This is a genomic window from Methylobacterium sp. Leaf85, from assembly GCF_001422125.1.
In the GTDB taxonomy this organism is placed as follows: domain Bacteria; phylum Pseudomonadota; class Alphaproteobacteria; order Rhizobiales; family Beijerinckiaceae; genus Methylobacterium; species Methylobacterium bullatum.
On record NZ_LMME01000001.1, the window covers coordinates 343,360 to 368,200 of the forward strand.

Annotated in this window: 27 protein-coding genes; 15 read left to right on the forward strand and 12 right to left on the reverse strand. The window is 68.1% G+C overall.

The window, feature by feature from the left end; translation table 11 throughout:
* Nucleotides 1-3: 3 nt before the first annotated feature.
* Nucleotides 4-1,101 (reverse strand): heat-inducible transcriptional repressor HrcA, encoded by a 1,098-nt coding sequence (gene hrcA, locus ASF08_RS01545; protein ID WP_056140363.1) that lies wholly within the window; start codon nucleotides 1,099-1,101, stop codon nucleotides 4-6.
* Between the two features lie 213 nt (nucleotides 1,102-1,314).
* On the opposite strand from hrcA, the gene ASF08_RS01550 reads away from it, so the two are divergent.
* Entirely contained in the window at nucleotides 1,315-2,244 is a 930-nt protein-coding gene (locus ASF08_RS01550) for a glutaminase (RefSeq protein ID WP_082473002.1), read from the forward strand.
* 29 nt (nucleotides 2,245-2,273) lie between these two features.
* Here the strand turns inward: ASF08_RS01550 and ASF08_RS01555 are convergent, their stop codons facing one another.
* Nucleotides 2,274-2,978 carry a helix-turn-helix transcriptional regulator gene (locus tag ASF08_RS01555; protein WP_056140366.1) on the reverse strand — a complete coding sequence of 235 codons (705 nt, stop codon included), beginning with the start codon at nucleotides 2,976-2,978 and terminating at the stop codon, nucleotides 2,274-2,276.
* Nucleotides 2,979-3,053: 75 nt separating this feature from the next.
* On the opposite strand from ASF08_RS01555, the gene ASF08_RS01560 reads away from it, so the two are divergent.
* Entirely contained in the window at nucleotides 3,054-3,656 is a 603-nt protein-coding gene (locus tag ASF08_RS01560) for a glutathione S-transferase family protein (RefSeq protein ID WP_056140368.1), read from the forward strand.
* A gap of 187 nt (nucleotides 3,657-3,843) precedes the next feature.
* Here the strand turns inward: ASF08_RS01560 and ASF08_RS01565 are convergent, their stop codons facing one another.
* A complete protein-coding gene (locus tag ASF08_RS01565) occupies nucleotides 3,844-4,884 on the reverse strand; it encodes a glutamine synthetase beta-grasp domain-containing protein (protein ID WP_018045125.1) in 1,041 nt (346 codons plus the stop codon).
* Between the two features lie 490 nt (nucleotides 4,885-5,374).
* On the opposite strand from ASF08_RS01565, the gene ASF08_RS01570 reads away from it, so the two are divergent.
* From ASF08_RS01570 to ASF08_RS01590, 5 genes are all read left to right on the forward strand, one after another.
* A complete protein-coding gene (locus ASF08_RS01570) occupies nucleotides 5,375-5,695 on the forward strand; it encodes a hypothetical protein (protein ID WP_056140371.1) in 321 nt (106 codons plus the stop codon).
* A gap of 124 nt (nucleotides 5,696-5,819) precedes the next feature.
* On the forward strand, nucleotides 5,820-6,533 hold the full coding sequence (gene rph, locus ASF08_RS01575; protein WP_018045122.1) for a ribonuclease PH: 714 nt from the start codon (nucleotides 5,820-5,822) through the stop codon (nucleotides 6,531-6,533).
* Nucleotides 6,530-7,165 carry an RdgB/HAM1 family non-canonical purine NTP pyrophosphatase gene (gene rdgB / locus ASF08_RS01580; protein WP_056140374.1) on the forward strand — a complete coding sequence of 212 codons (636 nt, stop codon included), beginning with the start codon at nucleotides 6,530-6,532 and terminating at the stop codon, nucleotides 7,163-7,165. Before rph ends, rdgB begins: the two co-directional genes overlap by 4 nt.
* Nucleotides 7,166-7,279: 114 nt before the next feature.
* Entirely contained in the window at nucleotides 7,280-8,458 is a 1,179-nt protein-coding gene (gene hemW / locus ASF08_RS01585) for a radical SAM family heme chaperone HemW (RefSeq protein ID WP_056140846.1), read from the forward strand.
* Between the two features lie 16 nt (nucleotides 8,459-8,474).
* Nucleotides 8,475-8,702 (forward strand): hypothetical protein, encoded by a 228-nt coding sequence (locus ASF08_RS01590; protein WP_056140378.1) that lies wholly within the window; start codon nucleotides 8,475-8,477, stop codon nucleotides 8,700-8,702.
* Between the two features lie 111 nt (nucleotides 8,703-8,813).
* Here ASF08_RS01590 and ASF08_RS01595 read toward each other — a convergent pair whose 3' ends face one another.
* Nucleotides 8,814-9,986: a penicillin-binding protein activator gene (locus ASF08_RS01595; RefSeq protein WP_200931811.1), complete on the reverse strand. Its 1,173-nt coding sequence runs from the start codon at nucleotides 9,984-9,986 to the stop codon at nucleotides 8,814-8,816.
* A gap of 208 nt (nucleotides 9,987-10,194) precedes the next feature.
* Here ASF08_RS01595 and rsmI point away from each other — a divergent pair, with 208 nt between their 5' ends.
* Both rsmI and ASF08_RS01605 read left to right on the forward strand, forming a co-directional pair.
* The gene (rsmI, locus tag ASF08_RS01600; RefSeq protein ID WP_056140385.1) at nucleotides 10,195-11,157 is read left to right on the forward strand and encodes a 16S rRNA (cytidine(1402)-2'-O)-methyltransferase; all 963 of its coding nucleotides are present in this window, start codon (nucleotides 10,195-10,197) and stop codon (nucleotides 11,155-11,157) included.
* Entirely contained in the window at nucleotides 11,144-11,536 is a 393-nt protein-coding gene (locus ASF08_RS01605) for a YraN family protein (protein WP_056140849.1), read from the forward strand. The genes rsmI and ASF08_RS01605 overlap by 14 nt, the downstream gene beginning before the upstream one ends.
* 39 nt (nucleotides 11,537-11,575) lie before the next feature.
* On the opposite strand, the gene ASF08_RS01610 is transcribed toward ASF08_RS01605, so the two are convergent.
* Entirely contained in the window at nucleotides 11,576-11,965 is a 390-nt protein-coding gene (locus ASF08_RS01610; protein ID WP_018045115.1) for a response regulator, read from the reverse strand.
* Between the two features lie 187 nt (nucleotides 11,966-12,152).
* On the opposite strand from ASF08_RS01610, the gene ASF08_RS01615 reads away from it, so the two are divergent.
* The 4 genes from ASF08_RS01615 (at nucleotide 12,153) to ASF08_RS01630 (ending at nucleotide 15,595) form a co-directional block, all read left to right on the forward strand.
* Complete coding sequence (locus tag ASF08_RS01615) at nucleotides 12,153-13,121, forward strand: glycine betaine ABC transporter substrate-binding protein (protein ID WP_056140389.1); 969 nt, start codon at nucleotides 12,153-12,155, stop codon at nucleotides 13,119-13,121.
* A 23-nt stretch (nucleotides 13,122-13,144) separates the two neighbouring features.
* Nucleotides 13,145-14,302: an ABC transporter permease subunit gene (locus ASF08_RS01620; protein WP_056140392.1), complete on the forward strand. Its 1,158-nt coding sequence runs from the start codon at nucleotides 13,145-13,147 to the stop codon at nucleotides 14,300-14,302.
* A complete protein-coding gene (locus ASF08_RS01625; protein WP_056140852.1) occupies nucleotides 14,299-15,039 on the forward strand; it encodes an ABC transporter permease in 741 nt (246 codons plus the stop codon). Before ASF08_RS01620 ends, ASF08_RS01625 begins: the two co-directional genes overlap by 4 nt.
* A gap of 211 nt (nucleotides 15,040-15,250) precedes the next feature.
* Nucleotides 15,251-15,595, forward strand: coding sequence for a hypothetical protein (locus ASF08_RS01630; RefSeq protein WP_244474426.1), 345 nt, complete (start codon nucleotides 15,251-15,253; stop codon nucleotides 15,593-15,595).
* 343 nt (nucleotides 15,596-15,938) lie between these two features.
* Here the strand turns inward: ASF08_RS01630 and ASF08_RS01635 are convergent, their stop codons facing one another.
* Complete coding sequence (locus ASF08_RS01635; protein WP_056140399.1) at nucleotides 15,939-17,069, reverse strand: aldo/keto reductase; 1,131 nt, start codon at nucleotides 17,067-17,069, stop codon at nucleotides 15,939-15,941.
* A 96-nt stretch (nucleotides 17,070-17,165) separates the two neighbouring features.
* Here ASF08_RS01635 and ASF08_RS01640 point away from each other — a divergent pair, with 96 nt between their 5' ends.
* Nucleotides 17,166-18,065, forward strand: a complete 900-nt coding sequence (locus ASF08_RS01640) for a LysR family transcriptional regulator (RefSeq protein WP_056140402.1) — start codon at nucleotides 17,166-17,168, stop codon at nucleotides 18,063-18,065.
* Between the two features lie 51 nt (nucleotides 18,066-18,116).
* On the opposite strand, the gene ASF08_RS01645 is transcribed toward ASF08_RS01640, so the two are convergent.
* The 6 genes from ASF08_RS01645 to ASF08_RS01670 form a co-directional block, all read right to left on the reverse strand.
* Nucleotides 18,117-19,352 carry a L,D-transpeptidase family protein gene (locus tag ASF08_RS01645; RefSeq protein ID WP_082473004.1) on the reverse strand — a complete coding sequence of 412 codons (1,236 nt, stop codon included), beginning with the start codon at nucleotides 19,350-19,352 and terminating at the stop codon, nucleotides 18,117-18,119.
* Nucleotides 19,353-19,429: 77 nt separating this feature from the next.
* Nucleotides 19,430-20,299, reverse strand: coding sequence for an extensin-like domain-containing protein (locus ASF08_RS01650; RefSeq protein WP_056140858.1), 870 nt, complete (start codon nucleotides 20,297-20,299; stop codon nucleotides 19,430-19,432).
* A 302-nt stretch (nucleotides 20,300-20,601) separates the two neighbouring features.
* Complete coding sequence (locus tag ASF08_RS01655; RefSeq protein WP_018045106.1) at nucleotides 20,602-20,793, reverse strand: hypothetical protein; 192 nt, start codon at nucleotides 20,791-20,793, stop codon at nucleotides 20,602-20,604.
* Between the two features lie 124 nt (nucleotides 20,794-20,917).
* Nucleotides 20,918-22,324 (reverse strand): ATP-binding protein, encoded by a 1,407-nt coding sequence (locus ASF08_RS01660; protein WP_018045105.1) that lies wholly within the window; start codon nucleotides 22,322-22,324, stop codon nucleotides 20,918-20,920.
* Between the two features lie 12 nt (nucleotides 22,325-22,336).
* A complete protein-coding gene (locus ASF08_RS01665) occupies nucleotides 22,337-23,062 on the reverse strand; it encodes a response regulator (protein WP_018045104.1) in 726 nt (241 codons plus the stop codon).
* A gap of 1 nt (nucleotide 23,063) precedes the next feature.
* The gene (locus ASF08_RS01670) at nucleotides 23,064-23,660 is read right to left on the reverse strand and encodes a MarR family winged helix-turn-helix transcriptional regulator (RefSeq protein ID WP_156629419.1); all 597 of its coding nucleotides are present in this window, start codon (nucleotides 23,658-23,660) and stop codon (nucleotides 23,064-23,066) included.
* Nucleotides 23,661-23,864: 204 nt separating this feature from the next.
* Here ASF08_RS01670 and ASF08_RS01675 point away from each other — a divergent pair, with 204 nt between their 5' ends.
* Nucleotides 23,865-24,752 carry a branched-chain amino acid aminotransferase gene (locus ASF08_RS01675; RefSeq protein ID WP_056140863.1) on the forward strand — a complete coding sequence of 296 codons (888 nt, stop codon included), beginning with the start codon at nucleotides 23,865-23,867 and terminating at the stop codon, nucleotides 24,750-24,752.
* Nucleotides 24,753-24,841 lie beyond the last annotated feature (89 nt).

Genomic DNA, 24,841 nt, shown 5'->3' on the forward strand with positions numbered 1-24,841 from the left:
CCCTCAGCGGCCGCCTCGATCCAGCATCCGCGAGACCACCCTGGCGGTGTAATCCACCATCGGAACGATCCGTGCGTAGTTGAGCCTGGTCGGACCGATCACGCCGACGACACCGACGATCTTCTGCGAACCGTCCCGGAACGGCGCCGCGATCATCGATGAGCCCGAGAGCGAGAACAGCTTGTTCTCCGAGCCGATGAAGATGCGGACGCCCTCGCCGCCCTCGGCGCGGGAGAGGAGTTCGATGACGTCCTTCTGCGTCTCGAGATCGTTGAACAGCAGGCGGATCCGTTCGAGATCCTCCACCGCGCGCAGGTCGTCAAGCAGGTTCGCCTGGCCGCGTACGATCAGTTGGCGGGCCTCTGACGGCCCGACCGTGGTGGCGAGACCGGCATCGACCAGCCGCTCGGTGATGACGTCGAGTTCGCGCTTCATCGCCTCGCGGCCAGCCTCGATTTCCGCTCTCAAGCCTCCGAGGGTCCGCCCCTGCAAGCGGGCATTGAGGTAGTTCGAGGCCTCCTGCAGGGCGCCCGCCGGAAGGCCGGGCGGCAGGTCGAGGAGGCGGTTCTCCACCGAGCCGTCATCGGAGACGAGGACGACGAGGGCGCGGGCGGGATCGAGCCTGACGAACTCGATGTGCTTGAGATGGACGTTGCTCTTGGTGGTGACGACAACGCCCGCCCCCCGCGAAATGCCCGACAGCATCGACGAGGCCTCGGCGAGGGCGCTCTCGAAGGTGTGGCCCGAGGCGGCGGCGCGCATCTGCGCCTCGATCCGCTCCTGCTCCTCGCGGCCGACATCGCCGATCTCCAACATGGCGTCGACGAAGAAGCGCAGGCCGAGTTCCGTCGGCAGGCGCCCGGCGGAGGTGTGGGGCGCGAAGATGAGCCCGGAATGCTCCAGATCCGCCATGACGTTTCGGATCGAGGCCGGGGACAAGGCCATCGGCAGGATCCGCGCGAGGTTGCGCGACCCCACCGGTTCGCCCGTCGTGAGATAGCTCTCGACGATCTGCCGGAAGATCTCACGCGTCCGCTCATTCAGGGCCGAGAGGGCCTGAAGTTGCTGCGAGGACGAATAGGGATGCGCGCGTTCGGTCACTGTGTGTTTCCTGACCGCCGATTGTGTCCGGCCCGGAGCCCGGGCACAACCTTTACCGGTGAGGCATAGCCGCCCTGTGGTCTGCTAATCCGTTTGCCGCCCGAACGGAACGGCCTTTGCGTTGCGTCGCCGCCCTCGCGAGCCTGCTCGCCGTGGCCGGCGGGTCTGGTTGACGGACCCGCAGCTCCCGTCCGTTCGGAGGAACACGCCGCCGTGCCCGACCTCGACACCGTCGTCAAAGAGATCGCCGAGGAGATGGCGGACAGGCCGGACCGGGGGGAGGTCGCCACATACATACCGGAACTCGCCCGGGTCGACCCGAAGGCGTTCGGTCTCGTCGTCATCGATGCGGACGGTCACGTGGCGGCGGGAGGCGACAGCGACACGCCGTTCTCGATCCAGAGCATCTCGAAGGTTTTCACCCTCACCCTGGCACTCGGCATGGCCGGCGACCGTCTCTGGCGCCGGGTGGGACGCGAGCCCTCGGGCAGTCCCTTCAACTCCATCGTCCAGCTGGAGCGCGAGCGCGGCATTCCGCGCAATCCCTTCATCAATGCCGGTGCCATTGCGGTCACCGACGTGATCCTGTCGGGCCATCAGCCGAGGGAGGCCCTGGGCGAGATCCTGCGTTTCATGCAGTTCCTGGCGCAGGATCCCACGATCATCATCGACGAGGCGGTGGCGGCCTCTGAGCTGCGCACGGGCTTTCGCAACATCGCGCTCGCCAACTACATGAAATCCTTCGGCGTTCTCGACAATCCGGTGGATTTTACCCTCGGCGTCTATTTTCACCACTGCGCCATCGCCATGTCATGCCGGCAGCTCGCCAACGCCACCCGTTTCCTGGCGCATTCCGGGCGCAACCCGATGACCGGTTATTCCGTGGTCTCGGCTGAGCGAGCCCGGCGTATCAATGCGGTGATGCTTACCTGCGGTCACTACGACGGCTCGGGTGAGTTCGCGTATCGGGTCGGCCTGCCGGGCAAGAGCGGAGTCGGCGGCGGGATCATCGCCGTGGCACCGGAAAAGGCTTCGATCGCGGTCTGGTCGCCGGGCCTCGACGCATCCGGCAATTCCCATCTTGGCCGGATCGCCCTCGAACAGCTGACCAAGCGCCTCGGCTGGTCGATCTTCGGCGCTTGATCGCGCTCGCCCGGGCGCCTTTCCGGTCCTCAGCCCTCCGGCGCGTCCGCGGCCTTTCTCTTCAACACAGCGAGGTAGTCCCGCAGGAGCCCCACGCGTTTCGGCCGGAAGCTCGCGCCCGCGAGTTCGGCAGCGGCGATCCGGTCCACTCTGAACATCCGGTGGGCCTCGCGCAGACAGCACCAAGTGAGGACCACCAGCTTGCGGTCGAGATAGACGATGGCAAGCGGCCAGATCGTTCGTTCCGTGATCCGCGCCTCACCGTCCGCGTAGCGGATCGTCACCGCCTCTTCGCGCCAGCACCCTTCGCGGATCACCGCCGTGGCGGGGGAGGGGGCGAAGCGCTCCTCGGAGCGCCGGACCTGCGAGACCGCGTGGAGCAGGTGATGTTGGCCGGTATCGGGGAGGGTCGCCGCCACCTTGGCGAGCACTGCGGCGGCGGCCCTCGCCAGCGCCGGATCCCCCATTTGCCGGACCTCGGACAAGCCGAGCACCAGCGCTTCGATCTCGATTCGATCGAAGATCTGCGGCGGCAGAGCCCCGTCCTCGATCAGTCGGTAGCCGTAGCCGCGCTCACCCTCGATATGGGCGCCGGCTGCGCGAAGGCTATCGATGTCGCGGTAGAGCGAGCGGAGGGAGACGCCCGTCTCCTCCGCCAGCCGGGCCGCCGTCACCGGCGCAGGCAGCATGCGCAGAGCCTGAAGCAGTCGGAAGAGGCGGTCCGTGCGAGCCAAAGTTCAACTGACGCAGAGTGGCAGTAGCGCTCGCTTATAAGCATCGGTGTCGACCCCGCCAACACGAGTACCCCGATGCTGACCCTCTTTCATTCGCCCAAAAGCCGCTCGACCCGCATCATCGCGCTGCTGCACGAGCTCGGCGCCCTCGACGAGGTGTCGGTGGAAATCGTCGCCATCGCGCGCCAGGACGGCTCCGGCCAGTGCGATCCCAGCAATCCCCATCCCGAGGGAAAGGTGCCGCTCCTCGTTCATGACGGCGTAACGATCTGGGAGAGCAGCGCGATCATGCTCTACCTCGCCGACCTCTACCCGAAAGCTGGCCTGACTATCCCGCCGGGTCATCCGCAGCGGGGGGCCTATCTCAGCTGGTTCGCGTGGTATTCGGGTGTGGTCGAGCCGGTCATGCTGCTGGAAGCGATCGGGCTCACGCATCCCGCCATCGCTTCGACTTTTCGCGGGAGTGTGGAGGTGCGACAGCGGCTCGCTGCAGCACTCGCCAAGGGGCCCTATCTCTTCGGCGAGCGCTTCACGGCGGCGGACCTACTGCTTCACTCGCCTTATGCCTGGTTCGGCAAACCGGGCGATCCGGTCCTCGATGCGTGGGTCGAGCGCTGCATGGCCCGTCCTGGTGCGGCTTTCGCCACGGAGTTCGACCTCCTACACCCACTGAAATGAGCGGTCTCAGCAGGGCACTCCATCTCAGCATGGGTGAAGCGCGGCGGTTCTGAGCTAATGCCTCGACTATCGTCCGCGCAGCGTCGATATCGGGCATTGTGCCTAAAAAGACGTCATTCGGCTCATGAAGCAGTCATGGAGAATGAAAATCGCCACGGCGCCGAGCAGCGCCGTGGCGGATGTCGTGTCAGGCTGCTGCCTTCGCTTCCTCGGAAGTCGGAACCGAGGCGACGGTCTTCAGGATCTGCGAAGCGATCTGGTAGGGGTCCCCCTGGCTGTTGGGACGGCGGTCTTCCAGATAGCCCTTGTACTCATTGTTGACGAAGCTATGCGGCACGCGGATCGAGGCGCCGCGATCGGCGATGCCGTAGCTGAACTGGTCGATCGCCGCAGTCTCGTGCTTGCCGGTCAGACGCATGTGGTTGTCCGGGCCGTAGACGGCGATGTGGTCGTCCAGGTTCTCCTTGAACGCCGCCATGAGCGCCTCGAAATAGGCTTTGCCGCCCACCGTGCGGAGGTGCTCCGTCGAGAAGTTGGCGTGCATGCCCGAGCCGTTCCAATCGGTCGCACCGAGTGGCTTGCAATGGTATTCAATGTCGATCTCATACTTTTCGCACAGGCGCTGCAGGATGTAGCGGGCGACCCACATCTCGTCGGCGGCCTTCTTGGAGCCCTTGCCGAAGATCTGGAACTCCCACTGGCCCTTCGCCACCTCGGCGTTGATGCCCTCGTGGTTGATGCCGGCGTCCAGGCACAGGTCCAGGTGCTCTTCGACGATCTTGCGGGCGATTGAGCCGACTTCCTTGTAGCCGACGCCGCAGTAATACGGGCCCTGGGGGGCCGGGTAGCCGCTGGCGGGGAAGCCGAGCGGACGACCGTCCTTGTAGAAGAAATACTCCTGCTCGAAGCCGAACCAGGCGCCGTCGTCGTCGAGGATCGTGGCGCGCTTGTTGGAGGCATGCGGCGTCACGCCGTCCGGCATCATCACTTCGCACATCACCAGCACGCCGTTCTTGCGTGTGCTGTCGGGGAAGTGGCGCACGGGCTTGAGCATGCAGTCGGAGCTGCCGCCCTCGGCCTGCATCGTCGAGCTGCCGTCGAAGCCCCAAAGCGGAAGCTGCTCGAGGGTCGGGAAGCCGTCGAATTCCTTGATCTGGGTCTTGCCACGCAGGTTCGGCACCGGCGTGTATCCGTCGAGCCATAGATACTCGAGCTTATATTTCGTCATTTCGAGCCTCTCGTCCCTCAAGCGATCCGACGGCCGGGTCTCCCCCTCACATCGTTCGCGGCCGTTCGTAGCCGGAATCGCCGCTAGCATAACGTGTGCCAGCCATGGTCGTGGGGCGAGGTGCCATCGACGGCGGGATCCGGCCGCAACGAGGCGGACCCTTTACTCACAGGGATAGAGAATCCTTCTCGCGGGAATGTTTCTGCCTACCGTGTAGGCACCCCTAAATGGGCATCCGGGAAGTGCTCGAGCGAATGCTCATATTCTGTTCGCCATCGTTGCCTTGCCCATTTGCTTAGCAAGCGACGACGCAGCGTGGTCGTGTGGCTAGGAACATTGTCCGGTGGAAGCGCGCCTTCTGCTTAATCCCGAAACAAAAAATATAAATTCGGAGCAGCGCATGCTGCCTTTCCAGGCGAGCACGCGTTCCATCGCATCCGCACCAATACGGTCGGCGATACGAGTAACTCACGGAACGGAGTCCGTCCTGATGAAGAACCCAACCCTGTCCGCCATGGCGAAGACCCTCGCCATCGTGGTCGCCCTGGTGGGCGCGATGATCCTCGGTACTCCGCGCGGCGCCCAAGCCGCACCGATGGCGGTGTCCAGCGAAGTCGCCGGCTCGGTCAACGTGGCCGCCACGCAGGTCCAGTACGGTGGTGGTCACTGGCGCCATCACGGCCGGCATCATCGCCGTCACTTCGGTCACCATCGCGGTCGCCACTTCGGCCATCACTACGGCCGTCGCTTCGGCCACCACCACCATCACCGCCGTTTCGGTCATCATCATCGTCGCCACTACCGCTACTGAGGCGTGAGTCGGGGGCGCGTCCCCGTGGGCGCGCTCCTCTTCATTCTGGCCGCGCTTGCCGGTGGACAAACCGGGGCCTAAGAGCCCGGACGATCAATCCGGAACTCGACCAAGGAGAGTGCCCATGCGGCCCTCGAAGCGCGCGAACGACGAACTGCGCACCGTCACCCTGGAGCGCGCCGTCGCCCGCTATGCCGAGGGTTCCTGCCTCGTCACCTTCGGCCAGACGAAAGTGCTCTGCACGGCCTCCCTCGAAGAGCGCGGCCCGCCATGGCTGCGCGGCTCGGGCAAGGGCTGGGTCACCGCCGAGTATTCCATGCTCCCCCGCGCAACCCATGAGCGCACTCGCCGCGAGGTGAATTCCGGCAAGCCCTCCGGGCGGACGCAGGAGATTCAGCGGCTGATCGGCCGCTCGCTCCGTGCCGTCACCAATCTTCCCGCCATCGGCGAGCGACAGATCACCGTGGATTGCGATGTGATTCAGGCGGATGGCGGTACCCGCACCGCTGCGATTACCGGAGCCTGGATTGCCCTGCACGATTGTTTCACCTGGATGCGCGGGCGCTCCATCATCTCGGTCGACCCCCTGCGCGAGCATGTCGCCGCGATTTCCTGCGGCATCTACAAGGGCACCCCGGTGCTCGATCTCGAATACGCGGAGGATTCGGCCGCCGAGACCGATGCGAATTTCGTCATGACCGGCTCCGGCGGCCTCGTGGAGGTGCAGGGCACCGCCGAGGGCAAGCCCTTTTCGGAGGCCGAACTCATCGAATTGCTGCGGCTGGCCCGTGGCGGAGTCGAGCAGCTCGTTTCCCTTCAGAAGCAGGCGATCGCATGAGCGAGCCGCGCATTCTCACAGGGCGGCTGGTCATCGCCACCCACAATCCCGGCAAGCTCGTGGAGATGCGCGAGCTACTGGCGCCATTCGGCGTGGAGGCCGTCTCGGCGGGCGAACTCGGTCTGCCCGAGCCCGATGAGACCGGTACGATGTTCTCCGAGAATGCGGCGATCAAGGCCGTTGCCGCAGCCCAGGCCTCGGGCTTGCCCGCTTTCGCCGACGATTCCGGCCTCTGCGTCAATGCCCTCGACGGCGCACCCGGCCTGTTCTCCGCCCGCTGGGCTGGTCCGAACAAGGACTTCTCCGGCGCCATGGCCCGCATTGCGGCCGAACTCGACAAGCGTGGCGCCGCGACCCGCCGAGCTCACTTCGTCTCTGCCCTCGTCATCGCTTGGCCGGATGGCCATACCGAAACGTTCGAGGGTCGGGTGTTCGGCGATCTCGTAAAGCCGCGCGGCTCACAGGGCTTCGGCTACGACCCGATGTTCTTGCCGGACGGCTACGATCGCACCTTCGGCGAGATCTCCTCGGAGGAGAAGCATGGCGTCGACTGGCAGAGCGGGAACGCCCTGTCGCACCGCGCCCGCGCGTTCGTGCTTCTGGCCGGCAGCTGCCTGCGTCGGCCCGGCTGAACGGGCGGGCGAGCTTCTTTACGCCTCACCTCGGCCCCATGCGGAGGTGAGGCGGTCACCTTGGATCGTCCCGGCACCATTGCCAAAATCCCCAGCCGCGCGCACATCCGCCCGATGACCGATCGTTCAGGCCCAGACCACCCGACCCGCGATGCCGGGTTCGGCGTCTATGTCCATTGGCCCTTCTGTGCCTCGAAGTGCCCCTATTGCGACTTCAACAGCCATGTCCGCCATGCACCAGTGGATGAGGGTCGTTTCCTCTCTGCGTTTCGGGCCGAGATCGCCAATGTGGCGGCGCGAATTCCGGGCCGCACCGTGTCGAGCATCTTCCTCGGCGGCGGCACCCCGTCACTGATGCAGCCGAGCACCGTCGCGGGGTTGCTCGAGGCCATCGACGATGCCTGGGGCGCGACGCCCGATATCGAGGTGACGCTGGAAGCGAACCCAACCAGCGTCGAGGCCGGCCGTTTTCGCGGTTATCGGGCCGCCGGAGTGAACCGCGTTTCCCTCGGGGTCCAGGCCATGGACGACGCCTCCCTGAAGGCCCTTGGGCGGCTCCACACGGCCGCAGAGGCGATGGCGGCGGTCGAGACGGCAGCCGCGCATTTCGAGCGCTACTCCTTCGATCTCATCTATGCGCGGCCGAACCAGAGCGCGTCCGCCTGGCGTGCCGAGCTCAGGGAGGCCATCGCCAGGGCGGCCGAGCACCTGTCGCTCTATCAACTGACCATCGAGCCGGGGACGCCGTTCTTCGGCCTTCACGCCGCCGGCAAGCTCGTCCCACCGGACAACGATATGGCGAGAGCGCTCTACGACGTGACGCAGGAGGTCTGTGACGCGGCCGGGCTCTCTTCCTACGAGATTTCCAATCATTCCCGCCCCGGTGCGCAATCGCGGCACAACCTGCTGTACTGGCGTTATGGCGAATATGCCGGCATCGGTCCCGGCGCGCATGGCCGGCTGGTGACCGGCGAAGGGCGAATCGGTACGGTCACCGAACGGGCTCCAGAAGCCTGGCTCGCCCGGGTCGAGCGCGACGGCCACGGCATCGTCGAGACCGAAACCCTCTCGGCCGCAGACCAGGGCGACGAGTTCCTGATGATGGGCCTGCGTTTGAGGGAGGGCGTCGATCCGGGCCGCTATGCGATGCTCAAGGGTCGCCCCCTCGATCCGGTCCGGGTCGAGGCCCTGATCGGCGATGGGCTCGTCGCCCGTCTGGACGGAGGCCGTATCGCCGCGACCCCGCGCGGTGCGCCGGTTCTGAACGCGGTGGTGGCGGAACTCGCTGCCTGATGCCGGAGCGCCGGCCATGACCGCGTCGGTCGTCGCCCTCGTGCTCGTCGCGACCTTCCTCCACGCCGCCTGGAACATATTACTGCGTGGCGGCACGGACCGGCTCTGGTCGATGAGCGTGATGAACCTTGCCGTCGGCGGGCTCGGCCTCGCGGGCCTCATCGCATTCGGCCTGCCGAACCTGTCGAGCTGGCCCTACGCGGCGGCCTCCTCCACATCGCCTAAAACGCTCTGCTGCCGGTGACCGATCGCAGGGGCGATCTCGGCCAGACCTAGCCGATCGCCTGGGGTTCATCGCCGGCCATGGTCGCCCTCCATGCAGCCTTCATCGGCCACACCTGACGCGCACGGCGGATCATGTGCCGGAGGGGCCGAGCGTGCGCGGTGCCGGGCTGACGATGGTCGGTGCGCCGCTACGGATCTCGTAGATGGCCAGTGCCCTGTCGCTCAACCCCTCCGGCCGGAAGCGGAAGGTGCCGTCGATCCCAGAGAAGCCTGCCTGCGTCGTCAGGGTGACGTCGGCGAAGCGCTGCGATCCGTACTGCCGCGTCAGCGCCGCCATGAGCGAGACGGCGTCATAGGCCAACGTCGCCACGCGTGGTGGCACGGAGCCGAAACGCGCCTGATAACGCTGCGAGAAACCGTTGAACCCATTGGCATCCGCCGCTGCGAACCAGCCGCCCTGCAGGGCGGGGAGGGCAAAGACGCGTGGATCGTTCCACACCGCCGTGCCAATGGGTCTGACCCGGCCGGGAGAAAACCCCGCCTTGGTGAGCGCGGGTGCGACGACGGCCAAGCCCTCCGGGCTTTCCGGCAGGAACAGGGCATCGGCCTGGGCGCCGGGACCGTTGATCAGGCCGGCGAGGCGCGAGATGGCGGGGGCGGGCGCGCCCGGCGCGTAGCGCTCGATTCCCACCAGGCGGGCGCCCTTCCTCGCCACCGCCTCGCGGAACTGCGCCTCCACGGCATTGCCGTAGCTGCTCTCGGGGATCAGCGCGGCGAAGGAGCGGCGGCCGGCTGCGACCGCCTCGTCGACCACGCGGTCCACCTCGGCCTGCGGCAGGAAGCTGAGGAGGTAGACGCTGCGCGCCGCGACGCTCGCATCGGTGGAAAAGGCGATGATCGGCTTGCCGGCCCCACGCGTGACCCCCGCCGCCGCCTGGACATTGGCCGCGAAAAGCGGTCCGAGCACCAGCTCGGCGCCCTCGGCGAGGGCGGCCTGGGCCGCTTCGCGCGCGCCATCCGGCGAGCCGCGGTCATCCTTCACCAGGATCTGCAGGTCGGGCTTCTGGAAATCCTCCACGGCGAGTTCTGCGGCATTGCGCAGAGCCGCGCCGACTGCCGAACCCGGACCGGAGAGGGGCAGGATGAGAGCGATCTTCACCGACCCGGTGCCGATCTTCGTTGCACCCAATGACGTCGCCTGCGGATCGCCCGCGGCGGCCATATCCGGGTTAGGCGCGGCTTTCGTGCCGCGCGGGCCGCCATCGGGGCCGCCGATGCAGCCGCCAAGCCCCCCGACGAGCATGAGGATCGCCGCGGCCCTTGCCCAACCGACAGTGGCGGGACCGTGGCCCCTTGCAAGGCTTTTCCCCATTGCACGGTACTCCCCGTCGCTCATCTGCATCGCCCGCCCGATCCGCGCACGGTTAAAGCCTGGACGACAAAAGTAAATGTGCCGACACCCCCGGCGCGGGCATTCCTCCGGCCCGTGTCCCCGTGGCAAAGTCCGCCTCATGACTCAGAGAATCGACAATCGGACGCGCCGCTCCAGGGTAGTGCACGATCCGGCCAAGCCCGTCTCCACCTTCACCGCTTTCGGCCTTGCGGCGGAGGCCGAACCGCTCGACCCCGGACTGCACGTGGTGGCGACCCCGATCGGCAACCTCAAGGACGTCTCGTTCCGTGCGCTGGCGACCTTGGCGGCGGCCGATACCGTGCTCGCCGAAGACACCCGCGTCACTCGCACCCTCCTGATGCATTACGGCATCACGACGCCGCTGGTCGCCTATCACGAGCATTCGAACGCGGCGGTGCGTGAGCGTATGATCGCACGGATGCAGAACGGCGAGGCCTTGGCCCTGGTCTCGGATGCCGGAACGCCGTTGGTTTCCGACCCCGGTTTCAAGCTCGTCCAGGCTGCGATCGAGGCGGGCATTGCGGTGACGCCTATCCCCGGTCCATCCGCGGTGATGACCGCCATCGTCGCGGCGGGCCTGCCCACCGACCGCTTCTTTTTCGAAGGCTTCCTGCCGCAGAAATCCGGTGCCCGGCGCAATCGCCTTGCGGCGCTCGGGCAGATCCCCGGAACGCTGGTCCTGTTCGAATCACCCCACCGCCTGCCCGAGATGCTGGTGGATGCCGCCGCGATCCTCGGAGGGAGCCGGCCCGCGGCAGTCGCCCGCGAACTCACCAAGCTCTACGAGACGATCCGGCGTGGCACCCTCGCGACCCTGGCCGAGACCTTCACCGAGGAGGGGGCTCCCAAGGGCGAGGTGGTGGTGGTGATCGGGACCAACCCGGAAGAACCGCCGGAGGAGGAGGTCGAGGCCGGTCTCGATGCGGCGATCGAAGCGGCGCTGTCGCGCCACTCGATCAAGGATGCCGCCGCCCTCGTGGCCGATGCCACCGGTCAGCCCCGTCGCGTGGTCTATGCCCGCGCCCTCGTCCTCGCCCGGCGCACCGATGCCGACGTCTAAGCTCGTCGACGCCAAAGAGCGGCGGCGCGCCACCTACCTGCGCGGCCATTCGGGCGAGACCCTCGCGCTCCTCGCCATGATGATGAAGGGGTATCGCCCACTCGCCCGGCGCTTCAGCGCGAGCGGCGGGGAGATCGATCTGATCCTGCGCCGGGGCGACACGATCGCTTTCGTGGAGGTGAAGGCGAGGGCCACCCTCGACGCGGCCCGGACCGCCATCAATGCGAAGAAGCGCGCCCGTTTTTCGCGCGCGGTGCGCGCTTGGATCGCGCGCAATCCGCGCTATGGGTCGATGACGCTGCGTGCGGATGCTGTCTTCGTGGCACCGCGCACTTGGCCGCGCCACCTGCCCGATGCCTTCGCGATCGAGGGCATGTGAGGCGGCGCGACGGCCGTACCGCACATCGAAGGTCGCCGCTTACTTCCTCGCTGCGGCGAGGGCGGCGATCAGCGTGCGCTTGAGATCGGCCTGGCTGAACGGCTTCTGGACCACGGGACGGTCGCGGAACGGCTCGCGAATTCCCGCGCCGCCATACCCCGTCGAGAAAACGATGGGCAGGTTGCGTTCCGTGATCGCCTCGGCCACCGGATAGATGGGTTCGCCAGCGACGTTCACGTCGAGGATGGCGACCTCGAAGGTCTCGCTCCGTGCCATTTCCAGGGCCGTCGCGAGACGAGCCGCGGGCCCGACGACGGTGCACCCGAAATCGAGCAGCATGTCTTCGAGCAGCATGGAAATGGCGGCTTCGTCCTCCACCACCAGAACCCTGGCGCCGTCGAGGAGAGTGTCGTTCTGTTCAGCACTCACGCTGGGGATTCTTCCCTTCGATTCGTTCCGGCCTGGAACGGTGCCGTCATCCGGAGCCTTACAGGCTTGCCATCCGTGAGGTTGGCGAGAATGACGTTTAGCGCCTGCGGCAACGGTCGAGCCGTCGCCCGTTCCGCTTGGCGTGTCAAGGCGCAGAAAGTGGCCGCGGAGGTTCAGGATCGGGTTAATGTTATCGGACGATACATTTTCACGCAGATCGGCGGGACCTGTTGCGCCCGGAGCGACGAACCGGCGCGGCGCCCTGGCACTCCTTGTCAGCTGGGCCGTCGCCGCCGGCACATCCGCGCGGGCGGAGCGACCCCTCGTCGTGGCCTCGAAGAGCGACACCGAAGGCGCGCTCACGGGGGCGATGATCGCCCTCGTGCTCGAGCATCTCGGCGTGCCGGTGGTCCGCAAGCTCGGCCTCGGCCCCACTCTGATCGTCCGCGAGGCCCTCCTCTCCGGCGAGGTCGACATCTACCCGGAATACACCGGCAACGGCGCGTTCTTCACCGGAACCGAGACCGATCCCGCCTGGAAGATCCCGCAGGAGGCCTATGAGACCATCCGGCGCAAGGATGCCGAACGGGGGCTGGTCTGGCTCGCCAGGGCGCCCGCCAACAACACCTGGCTCATCGCCCTCAACGGGGATTTCGCACGGACGCGGCATCTGGCCACGATGGCGGATTTCGCCAGGGCCGCCAATGACGGCCTCATCCTGCTGGCGGCCTCCACCGAGTTCGTGGAGAGCCCGGCGGCTTTGCCGTCCTTCGAGGCGGCCTACGGCTTCAGCCTGCCCCTCGACCGCATCGTCAGCCTGCCCGGCGGCGACACGGCGGTGACGGCCCGGGCCGCGGCGCAGCGCATCAGCGGGGTCAATGCGGGCATGGTCTATGGCACCGACGGGGCGCTCGCCGCCCTCGATCTCGTGGTCATGGGCGATCCCAAGGCGGCCCAGATCGTCTACGAGGTCGCCCCGGTGATCCGCGCCTCCGCGCTGGAGCGCTACCCGGCCATCGGTCCGGCCCTGGCGCGGGTCTTCGCCGGGCTCGACGCACCGACCCTGCGCGGCCTCAACGGGCGAATCACCGTGGACGGCGAGGTCGCGGATCGGGTCGCCCGGCGCTACCTCAACGAGCGCGGACTGATCGGGTGAGAGCGCCATCGTCGCCCGCTTCGATGCGCCATGCGACGGGCCATCGAGCGCCATGGGCCGGGCTTTTCGCGGCCGGCCTTCTCGTCGCGTCCCTCCATGGGATGGCGCTCCTCGACGTGGCGGCAAACCGCCTACTGCCCGGCGATCCCGTCCGTGCGTCCACGTTCCACGAATGGTCGATCGGCCTCGTCTCGCTCCTGTCGCTGGCCGGCCTCGTCGTCGGTGCAATTTTGCCCCGGCGGACGGGCGGCCTTCTCGCCCTGGGATTTTTCCTGTCGGCCTGGGCCGTGCTCCTGCTCGGCCTCGGCGCGGAGGCGGCCCGGATCGTGTCGACCATGCCGCCGGCCGCGAGGGCCAGCCTCGGCTCCGGCTTCTGGCTGGCCTCGTCCTGCCTCCTGGCGCTGGCCGGAGGCAGCATCGCACGGGTCCGACGCCGGGGGCTCGGCGTGCTCGCCATCCTCGCGGCCTCGGGATTCCTGGTCGCGGCCTGGCGCGGCGGCGGGTTGGACGGGCTGTCCCTGGCGGTGGAATATGCCGCGCGGCGGGAGGCTCTGCACGAGGCCATCGCCGAACACCTGCTCCTGGCGGGGGGAGCGATCGCCCTCGCCATCCCGGCGGCCGTCCTCCTGTCCCTCTGGCGCTCCGCGCAGGGGCTCGTCGGGCTCCTCGTCAGCGGCGTGCAGGTGATCCCCGCCGTCGCCCTGCTGGGCGCCCTCGTCGCCCTCGTCGGCGGAGTGCTGCGCGCCGTGCCGGCGCTGCGCGATCTCGGCCTCTCGGCCCTCGGGCCGTGGCCCGCGCTCCTCGCCATCGCCGCCTACCTGCTGCTGCCCCTCTGGCGCGGCATCGGCACGGCCCTGGGCGCCGCCGATCCCGCCGCCATCGACGCCGCCGAGGCCATGGGCCTGACGAAGGCCCAGATCCTGGCCCGAGTGACGCTGCCCCTCGGCGCGCCGATGCTCGTGGGCGCCCTGCGGGTCGCGGCGGTGCAGAGCCTCGGCCTCGCGACGCTGGGCGCCCTCATCGGCGCGGGCGGCCTCGGGCGGATCGTCTTCGACGGCATGGCGCAATTCGCCCCGGACCTGATCCTGCTGGGCGCGATCCCCATCATCCTCCTGTCCCTGGCGGCGGAAGGGTCGCTGAGCGCCGTCGAGGCCTCCTGCCGGGCGCGGTGGCGCGCATGAGGCCCGGCCTGCGCACCGCCCTCGCCACCGGTCTCGTCGGGGCGGCCCTCGCCGCCATGAGCCATCCGACCGTGGCGGCCTGGATCGTCTCGGGCCTCGGGGAGGCGCCGCGGCGCGGCTTGAGCGCCGAGCGCCTGCTGGCCCTGGCAACGCATCACCTCGCCCTCGCCGGGACCGGGCTCGCCCTGGTGGCGTTGCTCGGCCTCGGCCTCGGCATCCTCGCCACGCGCGCCGGCGCGGCGTCCCTGCGCGGCGGCATCGACGGCATCGCGGCCGCCGCGCAGGCGGTACCGCCGGTGGTGATGGTGGCCCTGGCCCTGCCCATCCTCGGCTTCGGCGGTCCGCCGACCCTTCTGGCGCTCGTCGCCTACGGCATCATGCCGGTCCTGCGCGGCACGGTGGGGGCGCTGGAAGCGGTCTCGCCCGAGGCGCGCGAGGCGGCGCAAGCCATGGGGTTCACGCGCCTCCAGATCCTCTTGCGCGTGGAACTGCCTCTGGCGATGCCGGGCCTCGTCGATGCCCTGCGCACGGCCCTCGTCCTCGCGATCGCCACCACGGCCGTGGGCGCGCTGGCGGGAGCCTCGACCCTCGGCACGCCCATCGTCGCCGGACTGCAGAACCAGAACGTCCTGCCGATGCTCCAGGGCGCCCTGGCCACCGCCGCCCTGGCCTTCCTCTGCGACGCAGCCATGTTGGCGCTGGCGAGCATCGCCTCGGCGGACCGGGCGCGGGGATGAACGGGTTTCGCAAAGGCGGTGACCGATTTTGCGATCTGAAATCGGCGACGAGTTGGAGCCTGTTTGAGTTGTTTGTCCAACGCATTAACCTCATCCTGAGGTGCCGCGCAGCGGCCTCGAAGGAGGGCTCCAGAACCCGCTACGCGAACTGGAGGGCTCCTTCGAGGCCTCCGCTCCGCTTCGGCACCTCAGGATGAGGTGGTTGGCTGGGATGATCGGCGCGGCCGTTTCCGGGCCTGTTCGAACGTCACGAGGCGGTATGACAAATCTGACGGCGCACGACATCGCGGCATTGCGGAGCGAGTGGATCACCGGAGGTCGGCTGGTCGTCGGGGACGATCCCTCTCCATCGGATCATGAAGCGGTCTACCGATGGGGCTTGGACTTCATCGACGGCGGCGCTGACGATCCCGATTACGGCACCGTCCTCGGCCTGATCTATCATAGCTTGAACTTCGACATCCCGTTCAGCGCGACGAAGTCCGTGCGGGACGATCTGATGCACATGGCACGGAGAAAACTCGAAGATCCGCATTGGCGCAGACAAACGATCTAGCCGACGGGATGTGAGACTTTCTCGGTATTCGCGGCGACGCGAGTCTGCCCGGCGTTGGCACCTGATTGGCCGGACGGCGTGAACGGCCCCCGAGGGCGCGTCGGGCCGGTGCCGTGGCCGGGACATCGTCCGGGGCGACCGGATGCGGCGTTCGCCGGTCTTCGGTCAGAACGGCACGACGAGGCCGTGTCCATCCCAGGTGGTCTTGAGACGGGACGGTTCGTGGAAGCCGGTGCGTAAAATCAGACGTTCGAGGGGACAACGATCCCTGTTGTCCCTCGCGTGCGAGACGTCTGGCACTGCCCCGCGCGCGCCTTCTACAGCAAACCGCGCTGGGCGGATGTCAGCGGCATCGAGAGATGTCTGCCGAAGCTTGAACCTGCGCACCTCCGAAGACGACCTGTTGCCGCAACGGCGGTTGCGCCAGGGCGTAGATCAGTCGCGGCTCGGCGGGCATGCTGGCCGCATCGAGGGCGGCACGGTGCTGGGGTTCCAGTACGAGGCCGAGGGACGCCACATTGTCGGCGACCTGTGCCGCGCGGCTGACGCCCATCAGGGTCGAGGCCACGCCCGGTTTGCCCACGACCCAAGCGAGCGCGACACGCGCCGGCGATTGTCCGATCGCGTCGGCCACGCGGCGGACGGCCTCCACGATATCCCAGTTGCGCGGCGTGAACAGGCGGTCGCCGAACGGATTCGCGCCGTCGAGGCGCTTGTCGTCGGCCGGGCGCGCCTCACCGGCCTGCGCCGCGTCCTTCGGCAGGCCACCCGCGAGTGGGCCGGCCGCCTCCACGGTGGCGCGGTCGTACTTGCCCGTGAGCAACCCGTAGGCGAGAGGTGACCAAGGCACCATGCCCATGCCGAATTCAGCCGCGAGCGGGATGTGCTCGTCCTCCACCTCCCGATTGACGAGCGAGTAGAAATACTGGAGCGCGATCGGACCCGGCAGACCGCGCGAGGCGGCGAGGGTCGCGAGCTTGGCGGCATACCAGGCCGGCGTGTTCGACAGACCCCAGTAGCGAACCTTGCCCGCACGAACGAGGCCGACCATCGTTTCGAGGAGTTCTTCCGCCGGCGTGATCCCGTCCCAGACGTGCAGCCAGTACAGGTCGATGTAGTCCGTTCCCAGGCGGCGCAGCGAACCGTCGATCGCCGCGTGGACGTGCTTGGCGCCACAGCCACCTGCATGCGGTCCGCTCCCGGTGGCGAAACCCGATTTGGTGGCGAGGACGAGCCGGTCGCGCAGGCCGCGTTCGGCGACGAAACGACCGACCATCGTCTCGCTGCCGCCACTCGCGTAGACGTCGGCCGTATCGACGAAGTTGCCGCCACGCTCGACATAGGCATCGAACACCGCGCGACTGCCGGCCTCGTCGAGACCCCAGCGCGCCGCGCCGAACGTCATGGTGCCCAGCGCCAGGGGGCTCACCGCGAGTCCGGAGCGGCCCAGCGACCGATAATGCGTCAAATCCATTGTTGAGCCTCGCTAATGATCCAGCGGATGGTAGCGATACCGCCCCCATTCGATTAGCCGTTGCCGGCGGCAAGGGTCTGTGAATGGAATGCAGCAATGCGGCGTGGCGCACTCGACGATCTCGCGGCCTTCGCGGCGGTGGCACGGACCCGCAGCTTCACACGGGCCGCGGCCGAACTCGGCCTGTCCCCGTCGGCCCTCAGCCATGCGATGCGAGGCTTGGAGACGCGTCTGGGTGTGCGCCTGCTCGCGCGCACGACGCGTAGCGTCGCCCCGACGCCAGCCGGCGAGCGACTGTTGCGCTCGCTCGGCCCGGCGTTGGAAGAGGTCGAGCGTGGCCTCGCGGCGTTGGCCGATTGGCGCGACGCGCCGTCCGGCACCCTCCGGTTGACGACGTTCTCCTACGCCGCCCGCACCATCCTCGAGCCGACCCTGCCACGGTTCCTGCTCGAACACCCGGCGGTCTCGGTCGAGGTGGTGATCGACGATCGCCTCGCCGACGTCGTCACGGCCGGCTTCGATGCCGGCATACGCTTCGGCGACACGGTGGAGCAGGACATGGTGTCGGTCCGCGTCGGACCGGACCTGCGCACGGTCGTCGTCGGCACGCCGGGCTATTTCGCCCACCATCCTCGGCCGGCGACTCCAAGCGACTTGGAAGCCCATAACTGCGTGAACTACCGCCTGATCGGTGGCGGCGGCCTCCTGCCCTGGGAGTTCACCGACATGGACAAGGGCCGCGAGATACGGGTGCGCGCGGGCGGACAGTTCATCGTCAATGACGGCCCCCTCGCAGCTGCGGCCGTGCGCGCGGGGGCGGGGCTCGGCTACATGTTGGAGGACGAGGTCGCAGCCGATCTCGCGGCCGGAACGTTGGTTCAGGTGCTCGACGCGTGGTGCCCGCCCTTCTCGGGCTGTCACCTCTATTATCCCAACAGGCAGGTCACGCCAGCGCTCCGCGCTCTGATCGACGCCTTGCGATGGGTGAGACCGTGACCCCTATGGGTCGACGGCGCCCCAACCATCGATCCCACGCCGCAACAGGTCTCACTCGTCCTTGAACACCACCTTGGCGCCGCGCTCGATGCGGGTGGCGAGGTCGCGGGCGTCCCAGTTGGTCAGGCGGATGCAGCCGTGGGATTCGGTCTTGCCCACCTTCTCCGGCTCGGGCGTGCCGTGGATGCCGTAGGACGGGATCGACAGGTCGATCCAGACGATGCCGACCGGGTTGTTCGGGCCGGGGCGGATCGAGAAGGTCTTCTTCGTCTTCACGCCCTTGAACGCGTATTTGGGGTTGTAGGTGTAGACCGGCGCGAAGGCGACGCCCTTCACCTTGGCCTCGCCGGAGGGAGCCGGCTTCTCCGCGCTGCCGATGGAGGCGGGGTAATAGGCCCGCAGGGTGCCGTCCTCGCCGAAGCCGCGCACATGGCGCGTGACCTTGTCGACCTCGACCCGCGCGATGTCCTTCTTGGGGGTGTCATCCTTGTTGGAAGTATCAGCTTTCTTGGGCGCATCTTCGCCCTTGGTCGTATCGTCCTTCTTCGACGTCTCCGTGCCCTTCTCAGCGTCCGGCTTGTCCTCGGATTTGTTCTTCGGCTTCGCCTCGTCCTTCGCCGGCTTGCCGGTCTCCAGGGGCGGGACCGCCGCCACGGTGATGGTGGTGCCGGCCTGGTCGAGGGCGGCGTCCGGGTTCAGGGCGGTGAGGAGGTCGCGCGACATGTGAAAGCGCTCGGCCAGCATCTCGCGCGGATTGGTGTAGCTCATCGCCTCGAGATCGGCCTGCTCCTCCATCTTGGCGGGGATTTTCTCCGCGAAGGGGCCCGCCGCGTCGGACTCGGTGATCGTGTAGGGGACCACCACCGGGTCGGCGCTCGATGCGGCGAGCTTGTCGAAGAGCTCCTGGTTCAGGGTCTGGCTCGCAGGCAGCCCCTGCGCCACCGCGTAGGCCGACAGGGCGTTGCGCATGTTCTCGCCGTCGCGGCCGTCGATGGCGCCGGGGGAGAAATGCGCCCGGTCGAGGAGCACCTGGACCTTCACCAGAAGCGGCTGGGGTCGCTTGTCCTTCGCGCTCGTGCGGGCCTTCTTGCCGCCCGCCTTGTCGCCGCTCTCCGGCGCCATGAAGGTCGCGCCGTTGATCGCCTCGACGGTCAGGGCCTCGGCGGGGGTGGTCTTGCCCGCGTCGGAGGACGTGGTTCCTGCCGGCTTCGCCTCTAGCGCCGCCGGTGTCGCCAGGCAGACGAGGGCCATGAGCGCGACGGCGCTCGGCAGGGGCAGATGGGCCATTTCGGGATCAACTTTCGCCGGGGGATCGACAGGTGCGCTCCTTAAAGCCGGCGCGCCCCTTCGGCGTTCCACATCTCCTACTGGCAGAGACGATGTCCCGCGTTCCTCTCGCGCTCGTCGAGATGGAGGTGGTTGCCGTGGGCCGCATCCGATCCGGGTCCGAGCACGGTGCGGAAGAAGCCGCAGGCCTTGGCCCGGATGGCGGCCTGGAACGTCGCTTCCGGTGCGTCGTCGAGACCGGCGCCGACCTTGATCGGTGCACGCCCTTCGAAACCGTAGCCCATGATGTCGACGCCGTTGGCGAAGCTGTGCTCGCTGAGCTTGGCTTCGGGATCGTGGTTCTGGCCGCGACACTCGTAGGAGGTGCCGATGGACAGGCTCCTGAGGGGGGCCTTCAGGATGCGCTCAGAGGCTTCCTGCGCCTCCGTCGCCAGGCGCGCCAGGGCCTCGGCCGTGTTGCAGACCAAAGTCGCGGGAGGCATGAGCGCCACGTCGCCGGAGAGGCGGGTGAGCTTCAGCGGCTTCTCGGCCCCGCATTGACCGTTCGAGATCGGCGGCAGCGCCTCGAAGGTCGCGCCCAGGCGCTCCAGACGCTTGCGGCAAGCGGTGTCGTCGAGGGGGGCGACCGTCAGGGTGAGGGCGGGCGATGTGCTCGGCGGCGTCGAGAGATCGGCCGGGCGCGGGGGCGGCGGCGGCATCTCGGCGGCCGGACCCGTCTCCGGCGCGGCCGGGGGAGGGGGCGTCAGTTCGGCCGGGCGTTCGGGCGGGGCCGGAGCGTCCGGGAGCGGCGGAACCGTTGCGGGCGTCGGCGCCGGTTCGGGCTTCAACTCGGCGGGCCGGGCCGGGGGCTCGGGCATCGACGCGGGCGGAGGGGCCGACTTTTCCTCGGCGGCCAGGGCCGGAAGCGACAGCGCTGCGACGCCCGCCGCGAGGCAGAGGGCGAGGATTCGAACCGTCCCCCGCCATCTCCGGGATTCGCCGATCTGCGCGACGGGCTCCCTCTCCTGGAAGGAGAGGCCTGGGGAGAGGTGCGTGGACTCTCCGAAAAGGTCGCACACCTCACCCTGTCCCTCTCGTTCCAGGAGAGGGGACCCGAGCGGCCCGCGAGATCTGCGACTATCGTCGTTCTGCCGGGCAGACACAGAAATGCGAGCGAGGGCGGCCTTCATGTCGTCCTCGATCCCATCGTCACCGTTGCGTCGGCGCAGAACCGGCCCCGCCATGGGGCCGGTCCGGAGACGCGGTCTTTTTAGCCTTCCGAGCGGGCGGCGAGCCGGCTCGCGCCGTAGGACAGGATCCCGGCGATGGCGAACAGCGCGACGAAGGTCTTCACGGTGGCGGTGAACAGCGCCGGCTCGATGCCGGTATCGGTGTAGAGCAGGAGGCCGATGGCGGAGATCGGCAGGAGCAGGACGATCAGGACGGGACCCAGCGGGTTCATGGCGTACTCGCGTATGTCGGGACCGGGGTTCGGCCCTTCTCTCTGTAAAGCGGCCCCGGTCATAGCATTGCTCAGCGCCCGAGGGGACACCCCGGACGCAACAAAATTCACAGGGATCGGACGGTCACGCCGGGATGCGGACGGTGGCGCGCAATCCCCCCAGCGGACTGTCGTGAAGGGCGACGTCGCCGCCATGGGCGCGGGCGATGTCGCGGGCGATGGCGAGGCCGAGGCCCGATCCGCCGGCATCCTGGCGCGCATCGTCGAGGCGGACGAAGGGCTTGAACACCTCCTCGCGGCTCTCGACAGCGATGCCCGGACCGTCGTCGTCGATGGAGACGAGGAAGGACCGCGCCTCCGTGCGGCCCCGGATCGCCACCGTCTCGCCGTAGCGGGCGGCGTTGGCGGCGAGGTTGAACAGGCAGCGGCGGAACGCGTCCGGCCGCAGCGTCACCATGGCGCGGCCGTCGAACTTCACCTCGGCCACGTGGGCGCCGAGGCGCTCCACGTCGGTGCGCAGATCCTCCAGCATCGCCCGCATGTCGGTGGGCACGGCGGCCTCGCCGGAATCGCCGCGCGCGAAGGCGAGGTAGGCCTCCAGCATCCGGCTCATCTCGTCGACGTCGCGCTGGAGGTCTTCCACCTCCGACGTCTGCTCCACCAGGGCGAGCGACAGCTTGAACCGGGTGATGATGGTGCGCAGGTCGTGGCTGACGCCGTTGAGCATGGTCGTGCGCTGTTCCATCGCCCGCTCGATGCGCCGCTTCATCTCGATGAAGGCGTGGCCGGCCTGGCGCACCTCGCGGGCGCCGCGCGGCCGGAACTCGATCTCGCGGCCCTTGCCGAAACTCTCCGCCACGTCGGCCAGCCGGAGGATCGGCTTGATCTGGTTGCGCAGGAACAGGATCGCCACGCCGAGGAGCACCAGGGACGAACCGCTCATCCACAGCAGGAAGATATGCGAGTTCGAGGCGTAGGCCATGCTCCGCCGCGCGGTCACCCGCAGCACCCCGTCCGGGATCTCGACGCGGATCTCGATGAGGCTCGACCGGCCCACCGTGTCGATCCAGAACGGCCGGCCGATCTGCTTGGCGAGTTCCTCGGAGAGCGTCTCGTCGAGGATGGAGAAGAACGGGCGCGGCCCCGGCAGGGGGAGCTTGGCGCCTTTCAGGATGTCGAGGTCGAGGTTCAGCCGCGTGCCGGCGATGCGGGTGAGGGTGTCGGCGTCCTTGTCCTGGGGGTAGCTCTCGTAGACGTCGATCATCGCCGCCACGTCGGCGGTGACGGCCGCCGAGAGGCGGCGGGTCACGAGCTGCCAGTGCCGCTCCATGAAGGTGTAGGCGATGACCGATTGCAGCAGCACCACCGGGGCGATGATGATGATGAGCGAGCGCGCATAGAGCCCCTTCGGCAGGGCGTTGCCGATGGCGCGCGCGAGCCTCTTCCATATCCGGCGCGGATGCGGTCTCGCGCGCCAGGCGGCGGCGGTGCTGGTTCTGATCCGCGACAGGTTCAGGCCGGCGAGGGCCATGGCGGGTCCCGTCTAATCGATCGCGAGGCGGTAGCCGATGCCGCGGACCGTCTGGAGGAAGAGGGGGTTGCCCGGATCGACCTCGGTCTTGCGGCGCAGGCGGTTGATCTGCACGTCGATGGTGCGCTCCGCCGCGAGTCCGCCATTCCCGGCCAGCACGTCGCGGTCGACATTGCCGCCCTTGGCCTCGGCCAGGATCGTCAGGATCTCGCGCTCGCGGTCGGTGATGCGGATGGTCTCCTCGTCGCGGCGCAACTCGCCCCGATCGATGCGGTAGGAGAACGGCCCGAACGTCACCGTGGCGATGGTGCGGTCGGAGGGCGGCGCGCCGTCCGGGCGGCGCTTGATGATGTTGTTGAGGCGCAGGATCAGCTCGCGCGGCTCGAAGGGCTTGGGCAGGTAATCGTCGGCCCCGATCTCGAGCCCCATCACCCGGTCGTTGGGGTTGGAGCGGGCGGTGAGCATCAGGATCGGCACCCGCGAGGTCTCACGCACCTGCCGGGCGTAATCGAACCCGTTCTCCCCCGGCATCATCACGTCGAGGACGAGGGCATCGAAGACGAAGCTCTGCGCCCGCTGCCGGGCCTCCTCGACATTCCCGGCGGCCGTGACGCGAAACCCCTGTTCGTAGAGATAGCGCGACAGCAATTCGCGCACCCGCCGGTCGTCGTCCACCACGAGGATGTGGGGGGCGTGGTCGGGAAGCTCGGCGCGGATTCTCGGCTCCGGCGACGCCATGTCAGCGACGGCTCCGGGCGCGGCGCGCCATCAGGCTGGTCACCGCCGCGCGCTCTTCGGGTTCGATCATCGCCATGAGAAATCCCTGTGCCGCGGCAAATCCGTTTCCGTCCCGGGCGCCCGTCGGTTCGTCCGCCACCGGATCGGCGATGGCGCGGGCGACCCGCCGCACCTGGACCCGCGTCAGCTCCGCCGTGAGGGTGGCGCCCGTCTCCGAACAATAGAGCAGCCTCTGGCGGCGGTCGCTCCGGCCGGTCTTCTGCACGATGTGGCCCTGTTCGATCAAATCCTTGAGAACCCGGTTCAGACTCTGCTTCGTGATCCGCAGGATGTCGAGGAGTTCGGCGATGGTCAGGCCGGGGTAGTGATAGACGAAATGGAGCACCCGGTGGTGCGCCCGCCCGAAGCCGTATTCGGCCAGCATCCGGTCCGGGTCGCCGACGAAGTCGCGGTAGGCGAAGAACAGCAGTTCGACGAGATCGTTCGTTACGCCCTCCGGAGCCGGACTTGACTCCGCCTGCCCGTCCTCCTCCTCGGACAGGGATAGGGGGGCCGGGCCCGTTGCCAGGGTGGATTGGCGCGTCACGTCCGGCGACATCCTCAATATACGTCAGTGTTGTTGACATATCTCAGGGGCGTTGATACCCGTCAAGCCTTACCGGGGCCGGCTCGCCGTAACGGCCGTCTTGCGGACCTCCGTCCTCGCGGATACTGCGCGGGGCATTGCCTGGCCATCGCGCCAACCCGATCGATCGACCCCGCAGGCGCGACGATGCGAGCCCGCGGATTCAAGGAATTCGTCATGTCCGTGATCCCGTTCGACGAACGCGAGGGCACCATCTGGTTCGATGGCGTGCTGGTGCCGTGGCGCGAGGCCAAGATCCACGTGCTCAGCCACGGCCTGCATTACGGCTCGGCGGTGTTCGAGGGCGAGCGCGCCTATGGCGGACGGATCTTTAAGAGCCACGAGCATGCCGAGCGCCTGCTCCGCTCGGCGCAGTACCTCGATTTCACGATTCCCTACGGCGTCGCCGAGATCGAGGCGGCCAAGGAACTCGTGCTCAAGACCAGCGGCCTCACCGACGCCTACCTGCGTCCCGTGGCCTGGCGCGGTTCGGAGATGATGGGCGTCTCGGCCCAGAACAACACCATCCACCTCGCCGTCGCCGCCTGGGAATGGCCGAGCTATTTCGATCCCGAGACCAAGATGAAGGGCATCCGCCTCGACATGGCCGATTATCGCCGGCCCGATCCGCGGACGATCCCCTCCGCCTCGAAGGCGGCCGGCCTCTACATGATCTGCACGATCTCGAAACACCGGGCCGAGAACAAGGGCTATGCCGATGCCCTGATGCTCGATTGGGAGGATTACGTCGCCGAATGCACCGGCGCGAACATCTTCTTCATCCAGGACGGCGTGGTCCACACGCCACTCGCCGACCGCTTCCTCAACGGCATCACCCGCCAGACCGTCATCGACCTCGCCCGTCGGCGCGGTTTCGAGGTGATCGAGCGGCGGATCAGGCCCGAGGAGATGGAGGGCTTCTCCGAGTGCTTCATCACCGGCTCGGCCGCGGAAGTGACGCCGGTCTCCGAGATCGGCCCCTACCGCTTCACCCCGGCCGCCATGACCAAGACGCTCATGGACGATTACACCGCCGAGGTTCAGCCGAAGGCGGTGGCGGCGTAGTTCGGGGCCCTTTCGCGCGGTTGCGCCCACGCATCCGGCGGCTCCCGCCACATGACGGCCTCGCCGTCACTTCGTGGGAGCCTGCGACG